16 protein-coding genes are annotated in these 16,438 nt (G+C 72.4%); 7 read left to right on the forward strand and 9 right to left on the reverse strand.

Going from position 1 to position 16,438, the window contains the following annotated elements; genetic code table 11:
- The first annotated feature begins 21 nt into the window (after nucleotides 1–21).
- Nucleotides 22–840, forward strand: coding sequence for an aldo/keto reductase (locus tag FB462_RS15490; protein ID WP_141862872.1), 819 nt, complete (start codon nucleotides 22–24; stop codon nucleotides 838–840).
- A 26-nt stretch (nucleotides 841–866) separates the two neighbouring features.
- On the opposite strand, the gene FB462_RS15495 is transcribed toward FB462_RS15490, so the two are convergent.
- The gene (locus FB462_RS15495; RefSeq protein ID WP_141862873.1) at nucleotides 867–1,205 is read right to left on the reverse strand and encodes a hypothetical protein; all 339 of its coding nucleotides are present in this window, start codon (nucleotides 1,203–1,205) and stop codon (nucleotides 867–869) included.
- 97 nt (nucleotides 1,206–1,302) lie between these two features.
- On the opposite strand from FB462_RS15495, the gene FB462_RS15500 reads away from it, so the two are divergent.
- Nucleotides 1,303–2,196, forward strand: coding sequence for a hypothetical protein (locus FB462_RS15500; RefSeq protein WP_141862875.1), 894 nt, complete (start codon nucleotides 1,303–1,305; stop codon nucleotides 2,194–2,196).
- A 65-nt stretch (nucleotides 2,197–2,261) separates the two neighbouring features.
- Entirely contained in the window at nucleotides 2,262–2,783 is a 522-nt protein-coding gene (locus FB462_RS15505; protein ID WP_141862877.1) for a ribonuclease H family protein, read from the forward strand.
- Nucleotides 2,784–2,839: 56 nt separating this feature from the next.
- Here the strand turns inward: FB462_RS15505 and FB462_RS15510 are convergent, their stop codons facing one another.
- From FB462_RS15510 to FB462_RS15520, 3 genes are read right to left on the reverse strand one after another with little or no spacing between them, the layout of a single operon-like run.
- Nucleotides 2,840–3,091: a DUF6458 family protein gene (locus tag FB462_RS15510; protein WP_058741116.1), complete on the reverse strand. Its 252-nt coding sequence runs from the start codon at nucleotides 3,089–3,091 to the stop codon at nucleotides 2,840–2,842.
- A gap of 56 nt (nucleotides 3,092–3,147) precedes the next feature.
- Complete coding sequence (locus FB462_RS15515) at nucleotides 3,148–3,663, reverse strand: GNAT family N-acetyltransferase (protein WP_141862879.1); 516 nt, start codon at nucleotides 3,661–3,663, stop codon at nucleotides 3,148–3,150.
- Entirely contained in the window at nucleotides 3,663–6,233 is a 2,571-nt protein-coding gene (locus tag FB462_RS15520; protein WP_141862881.1) for a DEAD/DEAH box helicase, read from the reverse strand. The genes FB462_RS15515 and FB462_RS15520 overlap by 1 nt, the downstream gene beginning before the upstream one ends.
- Before the next feature lie 110 nt (nucleotides 6,234–6,343).
- On the opposite strand from FB462_RS15520, the gene FB462_RS15525 reads away from it, so the two are divergent.
- Nucleotides 6,344–7,351 carry an LLM class flavin-dependent oxidoreductase gene (locus FB462_RS15525; RefSeq protein ID WP_167510145.1) on the forward strand — a complete coding sequence of 336 codons (1,008 nt, stop codon included), beginning with the start codon at nucleotides 6,344–6,346 and terminating at the stop codon, nucleotides 7,349–7,351.
- A 427-nt stretch (nucleotides 7,352–7,778) separates the two neighbouring features.
- Here FB462_RS15525 and FB462_RS15530 read toward each other — a convergent pair whose 3' ends face one another.
- A complete protein-coding gene (locus FB462_RS15530) occupies nucleotides 7,779–10,313 on the reverse strand; it encodes a glycoside hydrolase family 3 protein (RefSeq protein ID WP_141862885.1) in 2,535 nt (844 codons plus the stop codon).
- 83 nt (nucleotides 10,314–10,396) lie between these two features.
- Here FB462_RS15530 and FB462_RS15535 point away from each other — a divergent pair, with 83 nt between their 5' ends.
- Nucleotides 10,397–10,990, forward strand: coding sequence for a TetR/AcrR family transcriptional regulator (locus FB462_RS15535; RefSeq protein WP_114851419.1), 594 nt, complete (start codon nucleotides 10,397–10,399; stop codon nucleotides 10,988–10,990).
- A 135-nt stretch (nucleotides 10,991–11,125) separates the two neighbouring features.
- Complete coding sequence (locus tag FB462_RS15540) at nucleotides 11,126–11,992, forward strand: NAD-dependent epimerase/dehydratase family protein (protein ID WP_167510146.1); 867 nt, start codon at nucleotides 11,126–11,128, stop codon at nucleotides 11,990–11,992.
- A 120-nt stretch (nucleotides 11,993–12,112) separates the two neighbouring features.
- On the opposite strand, the gene FB462_RS15545 is transcribed toward FB462_RS15540, so the two are convergent.
- Together FB462_RS15545 and FB462_RS15550 are read right to left on the reverse strand one after the other, a co-directional pair.
- Nucleotides 12,113–13,696 (reverse strand): DUF7059 domain-containing protein, encoded by a 1,584-nt coding sequence (locus tag FB462_RS15545; RefSeq protein ID WP_373286880.1) that lies wholly within the window; start codon nucleotides 13,694–13,696, stop codon nucleotides 12,113–12,115.
- Nucleotides 13,693–14,058, reverse strand: coding sequence for an ArsR/SmtB family transcription factor (locus FB462_RS15550; RefSeq protein ID WP_114851421.1), 366 nt, complete (start codon nucleotides 14,056–14,058; stop codon nucleotides 13,693–13,695). Before FB462_RS15550 ends, FB462_RS15545 begins: the two co-directional genes overlap by 4 nt.
- 148 nt (nucleotides 14,059–14,206) lie before the next feature.
- Between FB462_RS15550 and FB462_RS15555 the strand changes: the two genes are divergently transcribed.
- On the forward strand, nucleotides 14,207–15,448 hold the full coding sequence (locus tag FB462_RS15555) for an MFS transporter (protein ID WP_141862886.1): 1,242 nt from the start codon (nucleotides 14,207–14,209) through the stop codon (nucleotides 15,446–15,448).
- Between the two features lie 19 nt (nucleotides 15,449–15,467).
- Here the strand turns inward: FB462_RS15555 and FB462_RS15560 are convergent, their stop codons facing one another.
- On the reverse strand, nucleotides 15,468–15,929 hold the full coding sequence (locus FB462_RS15560; protein WP_141862888.1) for a TIGR02611 family protein: 462 nt from the start codon (nucleotides 15,927–15,929) through the stop codon (nucleotides 15,468–15,470).
- A 170-nt stretch (nucleotides 15,930–16,099) separates the two neighbouring features.
- Nucleotides 16,100–16,432, reverse strand: coding sequence for a TraR/DksA family transcriptional regulator (locus FB462_RS15565; RefSeq protein ID WP_058743259.1), 333 nt, complete (start codon nucleotides 16,430–16,432; stop codon nucleotides 16,100–16,102).
- Between the last annotated feature and the right edge of the window lie 6 nt (nucleotides 16,433–16,438).

Raw genomic sequence — 16,438 nt, forward strand, 5'->3', positions numbered from 1 at the left:
CACGATCGGCAGGATGGGTGCATGGTCACCTCGATCCCCCTCCGCGACGGCGGCAGCATCCCCGCGATCGGCTTCGGCGTCTACAAGGTCGACGACGCCCAGGCCGAGACGGCGGTCGGCCTCGCGCTCGACGCCGGCTACCGGCACGTCGACACCGCCGAGATGTACGGCAACGAAGCCGGTGTCGGGAAGGCGATCCGCGCCTCCGGGCTCGACCGTGACGACGTCTTCGTGACCACCAAGGTGTGGAACGACCACCAGGGGCGCGACGCGACGCTGCGGGCGTTCGACGCGAGTCTCGAGCGGCTGGGGACCGACACGGTCGACCTGTACCTCATCCACTGGCCGGCCGCGGCGAACGACCGCTACGTCGAGACCTGGCGGACGCTGGTCGAGCTGCGCGAGCAGGGCCGTGCGAGGAGCGTCGGCGTCTCGAACTTCCAGGTGTCGCACCTGCAGCGGCTGATCGACGAGACGGGCGAGGTCCCCGCGCTGAACCAGGTCGAACGGCACCCGTGGCTGCCCCAGCGCGAGCTCATCGCGTTCCACGAGCAGCACGGCATCGCCACGGGGGCGTGGTCACCGCTCGGCCGCGGTCGGCTCGTCGACGAACCGGTGCTCACGGGCATCGCGGACGCGCACGGGGTCAGCGTCGCGCAGGTGCTCGTCCGGTGGAACGTGCAGCAGGGCGTGGTGGTGCTGCCGAAGTCGGTCACGCCCGCGCGGATCCGGTCGAACCTCGACGTCGACGGCTTCGCGCTGACCGAGGACGACCTCGCGGCGATCACCACGCTCGAGTCCGGGCAGCGCACCGGCTCCCACCCGGACAGCGTGTCCTGAGCGCACCCGACCAGGCCCGGCCTCGCTCAGCCCTCGCGGTCCTCCTCGGACTGCCAGGGCAGGTGCAGGTCGCCCGGCTCGGGCTCGACGTCGCCGGCGTCGTCGGCACCACCGGTCCCGGGCGCTGCCACGACGCGGGACGGATCGATGCCGTCCGCCTCCAGGTCCTCGCGGCTGCGCTGGTCCGTCTGCGCCGCCACGGTCTCCCGCTCGCTCGACGGGCTGTAGGACGTGTCCGCGGCCTCCTGCTCGGACGCGCTCACGCCGTCGGCACCCTCGTGGTGCGCAGCGTCGCGGAGGGCGTCGCTCCGTGCGCGGTCGTCGGAACCTTCGGGGCCGGGTGCGTCCGGGATGCTGTCGCTCATGGGCTGCACAGTAGGCCGGTGACCTCCGGTACCGGTTCGGTCACGGCGCTCGTGATCCGCTTCCCGCTCCGTTACGGTCGACGCGAGGGGGTCCGACATGGGACGCAGGACGGTCACGGCATCGATCGCGATCGCGGGGGTGACGGCGCTGGTGCTCACCGGTTGCTCGGTGTTCGGCGGGGACGACCCGCTGCCGAAGCCCACCGGGCACGCAGCACCGAGCGCATCGGCGCGCCCGGACAGCGGCACGGACGGCAGCGGCACCGGCGGCACCGCCCAGCAGGTCGTGACGAAGCAGGCGGTCCCCGCGGGCACCGTCGTCGCCGAGACGGACCTCGTCTCGAAGTCGGGCGACACCGCCGTGCACGTGCGCGTCGTGGCGGACGACGCGGGCACCTTCGACGCGCAGCTCTCCGGCTACCGCACCACGAACCCCCAGCCGATGACGGTCGAGTTCCGCCGGTCGGCTGCCTCGCCCGGCGACGGGTTCGACTGGGAGTCGGTCGCCTCGACGACCTGGCAGGCGGACGCCCCGGCGCCCTCGTCCGTCAGCCTCTCCGACGCGGGATCCTTCCCCGACTGGTTGCACAGCGTCGTCCTCGTGCCCGCGGCGACCACGCAGGCAGCCGACACCGACGACTCGGACGGCTCCATCGACGCGGACCGACCGTGGGTCGGGAGCGTCCTGGCGGCGGCGACCCTGCAGTGGCACATCCCGAGCCCGTACCCGGACCTGCACGTCCAGGTCGGCGCCGCCCGTGCCGGCGCCTACGGCTGGGTGTTCGACGCGGCGGGCGACAAGCTCACCGCGCCCGGCAGCGGTGTGCCGACGTCGTACCGGGTGTCCCACGGCGACGACCAGACCACGGTCGCGAAGCGCTTCGGCCTGACCCTGGCGCAGCTCCGCTGGTTGAACCCCACGATGCGGGTGCACGGCAACGGCTGGTTGTACGAGGACACCGACCTGAACCTCGACCCCGCCGGACGCTGACCACGGCGGCACCGCCCGGTCCGTTACGCTCGACCCCGCACCCGCACCACCCTGGAGGTCACCCCGTGACGATCGTCGCCGCCGCAGACGGATCTGCCCTCGGCAACCCCGGCCCGGCCGGCTGGGCCTGGTACGTCGACGACGACCGCTGGGCCGCAGGCGGTTGGCCGCGTGCCACGAACAACATCGGCGAGCTCACCGCCGTCCTGCAGCTGCTCCGCGCGACGAAGGACGCCGGCGAACCGCTCCACATCCTGTGCGACAGCCAGTACGCGATCAAGGCGTGCACCGAGTGGCTCGCCGGGTGGAAGCGGAAGGGCTGGCGGAAGGCCGACGGCAAGCCCGTCCTGAACGTCGAGATCATCAAGGAGCTCGACGCCGAGCTGCAGGGCCGCAAGGTCACGTTCGAGTGGGTCCGCGGGCACGTCGGCCACGAGATGAACGAGGCCGCGGACGTCCGCGCCCGTGGTGCCGCGACCGCGTACCAGAACCACACCGAAGTTCCGACGGGCCCGGGCTGGCCGGGCAAGCAGGTCGACCCGGCACCCGAGCCGGTGCAGGTCGAACCGCCCGCGACCCTGTTCTAGAAGCGGACCAAGGCGACCACCGGACCGACGCGACCAGCGAGCGGGTCGCAGCGCGGTCAGTACGTCCCGTCGCGCCGGTCCTGACGGGTGATCTGCTCCCCCGACGCCGGGTCGATCCCCGACCGCGTCGTGGTGGTCGTCCGGCGACCGCCGAACCCGACGGCCAGGCTGATGATGAGCAGCACGACGCCCGCGGCCATCAGGATGTACCCGATCAGGCGCAGGTCGACCCCGGCGAGCTGGATGTCCAGGGCGAACGCCACGATGGCGCCGATGACGATCAGGGCGATGCTCGATCCGATGCGCATGGGAGTTCCTCTCGACGGACCCGGCTGTCCGGGCTGCCGTCGAACGTACCCGTCCGTCAGAGTGGACGTTCCCACAGGGCGACGGTGCTCTCCAGGTGGTCGTACCGGTACGGCTTCGTCTCCCCGGTGGGCGTGTAGCCGAGCGCCCGCCAGAACGGCTCCGCGACGGCGGCGTTCGTCGCGACGATCCCGAGGCGCAGCCGACCGATCCCCGGCACCGAGCGCACCCGGGCGACGACGGCCTCGTGCAGCGCGCGGCCGAGTCCCTGCCCCTGCCGGTCCCCGCGGACGAGCAGCAGTCCGACGAAGGCCGCTCCCGGGTCCGGGTAGCCGAGCAGCACGTCCGCGAACGCCACGAGCCGGTCCCCGTCGAACAGCCCCCAACCGTGCTTGCCCACCGGGTCGAAGCCCTCGGGCACGCTGATCAGCGCGCTCAGGGCGTCCGACGGCCCGGGCGGGTACCCGGTGATCCGCTCGGTGTAGTCCGGCGCGGACTCGAGCAGGTCCTGCAGCGCGGCGACGTCAGCGTCGCCGTCGAGCGACCGGAAGACCGGATCGGTGACCGCGCACATCAGTCGACGTCCACGTCCGTCCAGCCGTCGAACCGGCCGATCTCGGTGACCCGGACGACGGCCTCGCCCGCGGCGTCCGACGCGTCGAGGTCGATCGTCGCCGAGAACCCGAAGTCCTTGTCACCCGCCGGGTCGGCGAAGATCTGCCGAGCACGCCACGTCCGTCCCTCCTCGGACAGCACCAGGTACTGCATCGACCGCGCGTCCGCGTCCGTGCCGATCGTGTCGTGCGCGTCGTAGTACTCCTCGAGCACGTCGTCCCAGGCCGAGCGGTCGAAGCCACTCGTGGCGTCGAGCGCTCCGAGTCCCGCCGGGTCGTCCGCCGCCGCGAGCAGCACCCGCTGGAACAGCGCGTTCCGCACGAGCACCCGGAACGCCCGCGGGTTCCCGGTCAGGCGCGCGGGCTGCGGAGGGGCGATCTCGCCCGTGGAGGACGAGCCAGCTTCCGCCTCGGCACGAGCGACGTCGCCGTTGACGAGCGCCTCCCACTCGTCGACGAGCGAGGAGTCCGTCTGCCGGACGACCTCGCCGAGCCACTCGATCAGGGCCTCGAGCTCGGGTGTCCGCTGCTCCTCGGCGATGGTCTGCCGCATGGTCCGGTACGCGTCGGACAGGTACCGGAGCACGAGTCCCTCGGAGCGGGTGAGGTCGTAGAACCGCACGAAGTCCCCGAACGTCATCGCCCGCTCGTACAGGTCACGGACGACGGCCTTCGGCGACAGCGCGAAGTCGAGCACCCACGGCTGCTCCGCGGCGTAGGCCTCGTACGCGGCCTCCAGCAGTTCGGCCAGCGGGCGCGGCCAGGTGACCTCCTCGAGCAGCTCCATCCGCTCCTCGTACTCGATCCCCTCCTGCTTCATCCGGGCGACGGCCTCGCCGCGCTCCTTGAACTGCTGCTGCGACAGGATCGCCCGTGGATCATCGAGGGTCGCCTCGACGACGGAGACCATGTCCAGCGCGTACGTCGGCGACTCGGGGTCGAGCAACTCGAACGCGGCCAGCGCGAACGGCGACAGCGGCTGGTTGAGCGCGAAGTTCTGCTGCAGGTCGACCGCCAGCCGGTACACGCCGTCCACCCGCTCGATGACCCGCGCGTTGACCAGGGTCCGCGCGATGGTGAGCGCGCGCCGGGCCATCGCGTACTGGCGTGCCCGCGGCTCGTGGTTCTCGAACACCAGCGCGCGGATCTCGTCGAACGGCGAGCCGCCGCGCGCGACGACGGCGAGCACCATCGCGTGCGTGATCCGCATCCGTGACACCATCGGTTCGGGCTCCGCCGCGATGAGTCGCTCGAAGGACGCCTGCCCCCAGGAGACGAACCCCTCCGGCGCCTTCTTCTTCTTGACCTTGTTCTTCTTCTTCGGGTCGTCCCCGGCCTTGGCGACGGCGCGGGCGTTCTCGATCTCGTGCTCGGGGGCCTCGGCGACGACGTCGCCCTCGGTGTCGTAGCCCGCGCGACCGGCACGTCCGGCGACCTGGTGGAACTCGCGCGCGGACAGCTGGCGCATCTTGGTGCCGTCGAACTTGGTCAGCCCGGTCAGCAGCACCGACCGGATCGGCACGTTGATCCCGACCCCCAGGGTGTCGGTGCCGCAGATCACCGGCAGCAGGCCGCGCTGGGCAAGCTGCTCGACGAGCCGCCGGTACTTCGGCAGCATGCCCGCGTGGTGCACACCGATGCCGGCCCGGATCAGGCGGGACAGCGTCTGCCCGAACCCGGCACTGAACCGGAACTGCGCGATCGCGTCGGCGATCTCGTCCCGACGAGCACGATCGGCGACGCGCACGGACATCAGCGCCTGCGCCCGCTCGAGCGCCGCCGCCTGCGAGAAGTGCACGATGTAGACCGGCGCCTTGCCCTCCTCGAGCAGCCGTTCGACGGTCTCCTGCACGGGCGTCATGACGTACTCGTAGGACAGCGGCACCGGCCGCGAGACACCGGTCACCCGGGCGGTCGGGCGTCCGGTCCGCCGGGACAGGTCGTCGGCGATGGTCGTCACGTCGCCGAGGGTCGCCGACATGAGCAGGAACTGCGCCCGCTCGAGCACGAGCAGCGGCACCTGCCACGCCCACCCGCGGTCGGGGTCGCCGTAGAAGTGGAACTCGTCCATCACGACGACGTCGACCTCGGCGTCCGGCCCCTGTCGCAGAGCGAGGTTCGCGAGGATCTCGGCCGTGCAGCACACGATCGGGGCGTCGGCGTTCACGCTCGAGTCGCCGGTGACCATCCCGACGTTCTGCGCGCCGAACAGGTCGACGAGCTGGAAGAACTTCTCGGACACGAGCGCCTTGATCGGGGCGGTGTAGTAGCTCCGCTTCCCCTCGGCGAGCGCCGCGAAGTGCGCGCCGGCCGCGACGAGCGACTTCCCGGTGCCGGTCGGCGTGCTGAGCACCACGTTCGCGCCGGAGACGAGCTCGATGACCGCCTCGTCCTGCGCCGGGTAGAGCGGGCGGCCGCCCGAGGCGGCCCAGTCGACGAAGGCCTCGTAGACCGCGTCGGGGTCGACGACGCCGTCGACCGCCGCCGGCAGGGCAGCGACGAGCGGCGGGACGGAGGTGACGTCGGTCATGCGTCCATCCTCCCAGGTGGGTGGTGACCAGGAGACGGACGGGAGGATCGGGTCGGGCCCGCCACGATCCTCCCGGCCGGCGTGTGGATGCGCATGCATACACTCGAGACGTGCGCGAACTCGGATTCCTCTCCTTCGTCCCGAACCACGGCGGACCGGCCGGCGCTGCCGGCGCCCTCGAGGACGGCCTGCGGCTCTTCGAGACCGCCGAGACTCTCGGCTACGGCACGGGCTGGGTGCGCGGCCGACACTTCGAGCCGTTCCTCACCAGCCCCATGACCTTCTTCGCCGCCGCGGCCCAGCGCACGAGCACGATCGGCTTCGGCACGGCCGTGCTCGGCATGCGCTACGAGGACCCGGTGCGCCTGGCCGAGGACGCCAGCACGGTCGACCTGCTGAGCGGCGGCCGCGTGCAGCTCGGCATCAGCACGGGCATCGCCGGGTACGGGCCGATCCTGGACCCGGTGTTCGGCGGCACCGAGCGGAGCTTCCGCGACGAGGCCGAGGCCCGGGCCGCCCGGCTGCTCGAGGTGTTGCGTGGCGAGCCGCTCGGGACCTCGGGCAAGGGCTACGAGAGCATCCCTGCCGACACCGAGCTGACGCTGCAGCCGCAGAGCCCCGGCCTGCTCGACCGCGTCTGGTGGGGCGGGGGCAGCCTGGGGACGGCCGAGCGCACGGCGGACAAGGGCCTGCTGCTGCACTGCTCGACCCTGAACACAGAGGACACGGGCGAGCCGTTCGCCGTCGCCCAGGCGGCGCAGATCGCGGCGTACCGGGAGCGTTTCGCGGCGCAGCACCCGGACCGGACCGCGAAGGTCGCCGTCGGCCGCATCGTGGTCCCGCTCCTCGACGACCACGACCGCGCGGTGCACGAGGAGTTCCTGACCGGGTACGCGAGCGGCATGGACGACGAGGGCCGACCGCGCTCCGGGCCGCCGTTCCGCTTCAGCAAGGTGGTCGCGGGCGGGGTCGCGGAGATCGTCGACGCCCTCGCCGCGGACCCCGCCGTGACCGCGACGGACGAGCTCGTCGTCACCCTGCCGGCGAACGGCGACGCGGCCGCACACGAGCGGATCCTGCGCGTCGTCGCCGAGGAGGTCCTGCCGCACCTGCGGTGATCCCTGCGCAGCAGCGGATCGGGCTGGGAGAGGTGCACCCGGCCGGGCTTCGACGGGGTTGGTGAAGCCCCGGAGCCCTGGCCGGATGACCATCTCATCCCTGATCCGGAGGGGATGGTGCGCCGAGTCTTTCACTTCTCGAAGAATTTGTCATCATCGCTCCGGGGGGAAAATGACAGTTCGTCATCCGATGCGTGAAGTGGTCAATGATCCCCCTCGGGACCATTGACCCCGGACGACGAATGCGCCCCCGCGCGGACGCGGAGGCGCATTCTGACGCACCGGGATCGCAGGGGCTCCGACGGCCGGATCAGGAGACCGCGTCGCTCACACAGCGACCCCGTATCGGTACGCGCGCCGACGGTAACCAGCCGACAGGCGCGCATCGATGCTACTCAATGCAACAACCCAACGCACGCAAACCGGATCACTCCAGTTCGAGGGTCGTCGTCCCGACCTCGGCGGCCACGGACTCCGCGACGTGCAGCGTGAAGGTGCCGGGTTCGTAGCGCCAGGCGCCGTCCCAGTGCGCGAATGCCCGGGCCGGGACCTCGATCGAGACCTCGGTCGACTCGCCCGCAGCGAGCCGTACGGGTGCGAAGCCGACGAGCCACCGCACCGGACGGTCGACGGTCGACCCCTCGCGCGAGGCGTAGACCTGCACGACGTGCTTGCCCGCACGGTCGCCGGTGTTCGCGACGGTCGCGGTGACGATGACCGCGTCCCCCTCGGACACCGTCGGCGTCGCGCTGATGCCGTCGATCGACCACGTCGTGTACCCGAGGCCGTGGCCGAACGGGTACGCGGGCTCGGTGCCGGCGCGGAGCCAGGCACGGTAGCCGACGTGCACCCCCTCGTCGTACACGACCTTGCCGTCGATGGGCGTGACGTTCGCGACCGGGACGTCCTCGAGCGTCGTCGGCCAGGTGGTGGGCAGGCGTCCACCGGGCTCGGCCGCGCCGGTGAGGACGTCGGCCAGGGCGTTGCCGTACTCCTGACCGCCGAACCAGGTCAGGAGCACCGCGGCGACGTCGTCCCGCCAGGGCATCTCGACCGGGGACCCGGAGTTGACCACCACGACGGTGTTCGGGTTGGCGGCGGCGACGGCCCGGACCAGGTCGTCCTGGTGTCCGGGGAGCACGAGCGACGAGCGGTCGTAGCCCTCGGACTCCACCTTGCTGTTCGTGCCGACGACGACGATCGCGACGTCAGCGCCGGTGGCGGTCGCGACGGCGGCCTCGATCAGTGCGGCGGGGTCGGCGTCGCTCGGCTCGGTGCCGAACTGGTAGGCGAGCACGCCGCCGAGTGCCTCGTCCTGCACGATGTCGTACTCGATGCGGATCGCGACCTGCTGCCCCTCCTGCACCTGCACGGGCACCGAGCGCGCCGGCGGGTTGAGGAACGCGGCGCCGAGCTGGTCGCCCTCGTACGGCACGGTCTCGTCGAGCAGGAGCTCGCCGTCGATCCACAGGCGCGAGTGGCCGGCGGCGCCGATGCCGATCCGGACGGTGCCGGTCGACTCGGCGGTGTAGGTCGTGGTGATGTCGAGCCGGTCGGCCTCGCGCGTCGGGGCGTCGCCACCGAACCAGAACAGCGCGGTGGCGCGGCGGTCCTCGACGTACAGCTCCTCGCCGTCCTTGACGAAGGCGACGCGGGCGCCGGGCTCGCCGGTGCCCGGGTTCGTGATGCTCGCGAGCGGGAACTCGGCGATGCCCTCCTGCACCACGGCACCGATGGCGTAGTCCACCGTCGCGCCGGGGAACGCGGCGCGGAGGCCCTCGATCGGCGTGACGACCCGCTCCGGGACGACCGTGGCGGAGCCGCCGCCCTGAGTGCGGGCCTGGTCGGCGTTGTGGCCGACGAGCGCGATGCGGGACACCGCGGCGGCGTCGAGCGGCAGCACGCCCTCGTTGCGGACGAGCACGGTGCCCTCGGCCTCGGCGGCGCGGACGAAGGCGACCCCGTCCTCCACGTGCACGGGGCGCTCGGCGACGGGCTCGAAGCCCTCGAGCGCACCGACCCGGGCGGCGAGCGTCAGGATGCGGTGGACCTTCCGGTCGATCGCGGCCATCGGCACCTCACCCGACTCGACCGCCTGCAGCAGGGGGCCCTCGCTCCACCACGGGTTCGGTCCGGGCATCGCGACGTCCTGCGACGCCTTGGCGGACTCGACCGAGCGCACGCCCGTCCAGTCCGACACGACGATGCCGTCGAAGCCCCACTCCGAGTTCAGCGGCGTCTCGAGCAGGTCGTTCTCCGACGCGGTGACGCCGTTGATCGCGTTGTACGACGACATCACCGCCCACGCGTGCGCCTCGGTCACGGCCTTCTCGAACGCGAGCAGGTACAGCTCACGGAGCGCCCGGTCCGACACCTCGGTCGACGCGGTGAAGCGGTCGGTCTCGTAGTCGTTCGCGATGTAGTGCTTCGGGGTCGCGGCGACGCCGTTCTCCTGGACGCCGGCGACGTAGCTCGCGGCGAGGTCGCCGGTCAGCACGGGGTCCTCGCTGAACGCCTCGAAGTGCCGGCCGCCGAGCGGGGAACGGTGCAGGTTGATGGTCGGCCCGAGGACGACGTCGACGCCCTTGCGCCGCGCCTCCACCGCGGCGGCGGCGCCGTAGCGCTTCGCGATCGCGCGGTCCCAGCTCGCCGACAGGGCGGTCGCGGACGGCAGGTTGAGCGACGGGTCGCGCTCGTCCCACACCTCGCCACGGACGCCGGAGGGCCCGTCGGACATCAGGATCCGGCGTAGGCCGATCTTCTCGATCGGCCAGGTGGTCCAGAAGTCGCGTCCGGTCAGCAGCTGGACCTTCTCCTCGGTGGTCAGCTGTCCGACGAGCGCGTCGATGCGCTCGGTCAACGGCGACGCACTGGAGGCGCGGGGCGTTTCTTCCACGGTGGTCACGATGGTCGGTCCCTTCGTTGTGCGACGGGCGACGGGGGCACGACCTCCGCGCGCCATCGTCGGCGGCTGGCGTCAGCGTAGCATCCAAAACCTTTCTGTACTCGGTTTTGCCGTCCGTCCGCGGGCGGTACGCTCGCGCCATGGCACGACGGGGTTCGTACGCGAAGGGCATCGCCAAGCGCGAGGAGATCCTCACCGTCGCGCTCGAACTCGTCGCCCAGCAGGGCTTCCGCCGCACGAGCATCAAGGACATCGCCGACGCGGTGGGGCTCACGCAGGCCGGGCTGCTGCACTACTTCGACTCGAAGGACGAGCTCTGGGTCGAGATCCTCCGCCGCCGCGACGAGCACGACAACGCGCAGGACTGGAACGCCTCGAACCCGGCCGAGCTCCTCGCCGCCGTGGTCCGGCACAACGCCGAGGTCCCGGGGCTGGTGCAGATGTTCGTGAACCTGTCCGCCGCGGCCGCCACGGACCCGGAGCACCCGGCGCACGAGTACTTCCGCCAGCGCTACGACTTCACCCGGGCGGACATGACCCGCCAGTTCCGCGACATGCAGCAGGACGGTCGGCTGCGCGCGGACGTCGACGCCGAGCGGCTCACCAGCGTGATGCTCGCGGTGTCGGACGGCATGCAGATCCAGTGGCTGTACGACCCGTCGCGCGACATGGCCGAGCACGTGGAGCTCGTCGCACAGCTCGCCATCACCCAGGCGGCGGCCCCGGCCCGCTGACACGCCGGTTCGGCGATCCACCGGAGGGCTGCGTCGCCGGGACAGGTACCGCCAGTGCCTGGTCCCGCCCAGCACCCGCGCGGCAGGATGGGACCCGGCCGACCAGGCCGTCCGACGACGATGTGGAGTGACGCGATGACGCGTGTTGTGGTGACCGGAGGCAGCGGCAAGCTCGGACGGGCGGTCGTCCGCGACCTCGACGAGCACGGGTACGACGTGGTCCTGCTCGACCGGGTCCCCTCCCCCGACAAGCCCGAGCGGGTGCCGTTCGTCCGCATCGACCTGAGCGACTACGGCCAGGTGCTCGGCGCCCTCACCGGCATCGACGACCGCTACGACTCGGTCGACGCCGTGGTGCACCTGGCGGCCGTACCTGCCCCCGGCCAGGTGCCCGACGTGGCCCTCATCACGAACAACGTGACCGCGTCGATCAACGTCTTCCACGCCGCCCGGGTCGCGAAGGTCAAGAACCTGGTGTGGGCGTCGAGCGAGACCCTGCTCGGGATCCCGATGGGCGAGCACCACCCGCCGTACCTGCCCGTCGACGAGGAGTTCGCGGTGCGCCCGCAGTCCTCGTACTCGCTCGGCAAGGCGGTGGAGGAGGAGATGGCCCGCCACTTCACCCGCTGGGACCCGGAGCTCAAGATGATCGGTCTGCGGTTCTCGAACGTGATGGACGAGACCGACTACCCGGCGTTCCCGTGGGATGCCTCCCCCGAGGCGAAGACGTTCAACCTGTGGTCGTACATCGACTCCCGCGACGGCGCCCAGGCGGTGCGGAAGTCGCTCGAGGCAGACCTGACCGGGTTCGAGGCGTTCGTCATCGCGAGCCCCGACACCGTGATGGACACCCCGACCATCGAGCTCGTCGACCGCTTCGTACCGGACATCGAGCGCCGGGCGGACATCGACGGCACGAGCTCGCTCCTGTCGTCCGACAAGGCTCGCGAGCTCCTCGGCTACGCCCCCGAGCACACCTGGCGCAACCACCGCACGAGCTGACCCCCCTCCCCATTCCCGCGGAACGCAACGGGAGCGGTTCCTCGCAGCGGAACGTCGCTGCGAGGAACCGCTCACCTTGCGTCTTGCGAGACGCGACGGGCCGGGCCAGGCCGGGCAGGGTCAGGCGGGCAGCAGCAGGCCGTCGAGCACCAGGTCCCGCGCCCGCGACAGCAGGTCCGCGCGCAGGGCCTCCTCGTCCACGCCGGTGATCTGCGCGATCGCCCCGACGATCGCGGCGACGGACAGCTCGCCGTCGCAGGCCCCGACGAACGCGGCGAGCGCCGTGTCGGCGTCCACCCGTCGGCCGAACCCGCCGCCCTGCACGAGCGTGATCACGGTCGGGTCGTCGTTGCCGGGCCAGTAGTGCCGCTCCTCGGTGACGTCGCCGGCGACCCGGAGGTGCGCGGCGGCGAGCGCCTCGTCGTCGTGCACCCCGAGCCACGCCGCTGCGTCGAGCACCCGCGCGACCGTCGCACCGAGCCCCGCGGGGTTGGAGCCGAGCGTCTCGGGGACGCGCTCGAACCGACGGAGGCGACCCGCGCCTCCAGGCTGGGCGCGCCGCACCACGACGTACCCGAAGCCGACCCCGGTGACCCGCCGTGCCGCGAAGTCGTCGAGCCAGGCGTCCACGAGCACGTCGTACTCCGGCGTCCCGGGCTTCGTGCCGCCGTCCCGGATCCAGGTCTCGGCGTAGGCGGGCGGGTCCTCGCGCTCCCGCTCGACCACCCACGTGTCGAGCTCCGACGCGGCGGGGGCGTCAGCGAACCACGAGCGCACGCGGTCGAGGCCGTCGACACCCCAGTGGTACTCCCAGTTGCCGAGCAGCTGGGCGGTCCCGCCGGGTTCCAGGTGGTCGACGAGTCCGCGGAGCACGGTCTCGACGAGTGCGTCGCCGACCATGCCGCCGTCGCGGTACTCGTACGACGGGACGCCCGCACGTCGCGGGGTGATCACGAACGGCGGGTTCGACACGATGCGGTCGAAGCGCTCACCGACGACGGGCTCGAACAGCGACCCGAGCCGGAGCTCGATCCCGTCGACGCCGTTCAGCACGGCGTTGAACCGCGCGATGTCCAGGGCTCGCTGCGAGATGTCGGTCGCGACCACCTGGTCGGCGAAGCGGCGGGCGTGCAGTGCCTGGATGCCGCACCCGGTGCCGAGGTCGAGCACCCGCCGCACCCGCACGGGAACCTGCAGCCCGGACAGCGTCGTGGACGCGCCACCGATGCCGAGCACGTGCTCCTCGCCGAGGGCCGTGCCGAGCGCGAGCTCGCCGAGGTCGGAGACGATCCACCAGCTGCCGGCACCGAGGTCGTCCACGAACGCGTACGGGCGCAGGTCGACGGTCGGGAAGACGCGACCGTCGTCGCCCTCGCGCAGCAGCCCCACGGCGAGCACACCGTCGAGACCCGCGATGGGGAAGGCTCGCTCAGCGTCCGACCGCGAGACCGGCAGGCCGAGCACGAACAGCGTCGCGAGGGTCGTCAGCGGTGAGGTCTCCCGCGCGGCCAGGGCCCGGAGCGCGGCGACCCGGGTGCCGCGGTGCAGCGACGCCGCTGCCTCGGCTCCCCAGAGCGCGTCGACCCGCTCGACGGTGAACCCGGCGGCGTCCAGGTCCGCGGCGATCGCGGCGACGACGACGGGGTCGGTCGTGACGGTCGGCAGGACGTGGTGCGGCTGCCCGTTCGGCGCGGCGGCGCTCACGCGGGGACCTCGTCGAGCAGGAGCGCGGCGGGCACCTGCCAGTCGGCGACCAGGTCGAGCAGCCCGGGGAACCGCTGCTGCACGTCCTCGACCCGGACGCGGCTCGACCGCACGAGCCCCTCCTGGTGCTGCTCGAGCAGCCCGGCCTCGCGCAGGACGCGGAAGTGGTGCGTCAGCGTGGACTTCGGTCGGTCGAGCCCGACCCACCCGCAGCTGCGCACCCCGCCGGCCGCGTCGACCAGGTAGCGGTGCAGGATCGCGAGGCGGATCGGGTCGCTCATCGCGTCGAGGACCGTCGGCAGGTCCATCTCGGCGACGGCCGGTTGGGGCAGCCGTTCCGGGGCATCCACGTTCGCGGGCATGACCGCGACGGTAGCACCGTTCGGTTCCAGTACGACTTGCGTCGTACAGCGAGCGTGCTGTACGAATACAGTCGTACAGCAGCCACAGGAGCGACAGCCAGCAGCAGCCGGCAGCCGACAGCAGCCAGCAACGACCCCGGAGGAACGCATGCAGTCAGCACGATCGGTCGCGGGGTTCTGGATCCTCGCCGCCATGCTCCTCGTCGCGATGGCCTCGTCCGCGGTGCCGTCGCCGATCTACCCCGTCTACGCCGCCGAGTGGCACCTCACCCCGCTCGCCCTGACCGCCGTGTTCGCGATCTACGTCGCCGGGCTCCTCGTCACGATGCTCGTCGCCGGGCGGCTGTCCGACCACGTCGGCCGGAAGCCAGTGCTCGTCGCCGGTGGGCTGCTCCTCGTGCTCTCCCTCGTGCTGTTCGCCGGCGCGGACGGCCCCGTCGCCCTCGTGGTGGACCGCATCGTGCAGGGCGTCGCCGTCGGGCTGCTCATCGGCGCGCTCGGTGCGGCCCTCATCGACAACTCGCTCGAGCGCTTCCCGTCCCTCGCCGGGGTCCTGAACGGTGCCGTGCCGCCGTTCGCCCTCGCCACCGGTGCCCTCACGAGCGGCGCCCTGGTGGAGTGGGGTCCCGCGCCCGAACAGCTCGTGTACGTGGTGTTCGGCGCCCTCCTGCTGCTGCTCGTCGTGGCGCTCGTCGTCGTCCCCGAGCGCGTCACCCGTCGTCCGGGAGCGCTGCGCTCCCTGCGCCCTACCGTCTCGGTCCCCCGTGCCTCCCGCGCCCTGTTCCGAGGCGTCGCGGGCGCCCTCGTCGCCAGCTGGGCCCTCGGTGGGCTGTTCCTGTCGCTCGTGCCCTCCGCGCTCCGCGCCGTGTTCGGCATCGAGGACCACTTCGCCGCCGGCGCCCTGATCGCCGTCGTCACCGGCGTGGGCGGACTCACCGGCCTGGCGATCCAGCGGCTCGACACCCGCCGGAGCCTGCTCATCGGGCTCGTCGCACTCGTCGCCGGACCGGTCGTCACCGTGTCGTTCGTGTTCGCGCACTCGCTGCCCGGCCTGGTCGTCGGCAGTGCGATCGCCGGGGTGGGCTTCGGGGCCGGGTTCCAGGCGCCGCTGCGGATGCTCCTCGCGACCGCCGCACCGACGCACCGCGCCGGACTGCTGTCGTCGGTCTACGTCGTGAGCTACCTGGCGTTCGGCGTCCCCGCGGTCGTGGCCGGTCTCCTCGAGCCGACGTTCGGCTTCGTGCCCGTCCTCGCCGGGTACGGCGCGTTCATCGTCCTCGCGGCGACGGTCGCCCTCGTCCTCCAGCTGGTCTCACGGAGTGCCGCCGACGCCGAGGAACGTGCCGGGACCGGTCCCGTGCGGACCTGCCCCACGCCCACCGCCGACTGACGCCGCGGCCGGCCCGAGGTCAGTGCCCCGGGCGCGCCCGGTTCGGCCGCTGGTGCGCGCGGACCCCGGTGCTCCGGTGCGCGTCGGCGTGTGCGGCGTCGACGTCGGCCTTGCCGCGGTCCGCCGCGCGACGGAGCCACCGCGGTCCGTGCGCCTTCGCCCAGTCCCAGAAGCGGTGCAGCTGGGCGCGGAGCCACGTGATGATGCGGTGGAAGAAGTGGAACTCGCTCGCCAGGATCGTCAGACCGATGAACACCACGAGCCAACCAGGCCCCGGGAGCGGCACGAGGATGAGCCCGATCACCACGACCAGCCCGCCGACGATGCCGACGAGCACCTTGTAGAACAGGTGCAGCCCCGGCCGCGCGTGGATCCACGTGCGCAGGTCGCGGAACCACCGGAAGCGGTGGGACCCTTCGTCGGTCTGCTGGGCCTCGGCACGCACGACCGCGTCGGGTCGCTCGTGGGTGTCGCCGTCCATGTCGGCACCGTAGGGCGCGCGGCTGGGAAACGGCGGCGCAACCGGTCCACGTGCCGTGAGCGGCGGGACGGACGCGCCACGTGCCTCCCGGCCCGGCCCACGTCCGGCTCCCACCCGGCGGCCCGGCCCACGTCCGCCCCGTGGCGGCTCCCACCCGGCCTGGAGGCGCGTCACGCGTGGGCGACGCACGTCGCCGCCCACGGGACGGCGGCCAGGCGGGCCTCCGGGACGGGTTCGCCGCCGACGGCGCACCGTCCGTAGGTGCCGGCGTCGAGCCGCGCGAGCGCGGCGTCGACCAGGCGGATCCGCTCCCGCGCGGCGTCGCGGACCGCGCCGAGCGACCCGCGCTCCCACGCGAGGGTCGCGCCCTCGGGGTCGTGCTCGTCGTCGGAGTTCGCGTCGAGCCGGGCGTCGCTGACGTCCCGCATGCTCCGCTCCACGTCGGCGAGCAGCCGCTCGTTGCGCTGCCGTTCCGTCGTGAGCGCCGTGCGGGGATCGTCCATGGCGGC

The sequence above is a fragment of the Curtobacterium citreum genome (genome assembly GCF_006715175.1).
Classification (GTDB): Bacteria; Actinomycetota; Actinomycetes; order Actinomycetales; family Microbacteriaceae; genus Curtobacterium; species Curtobacterium citreum.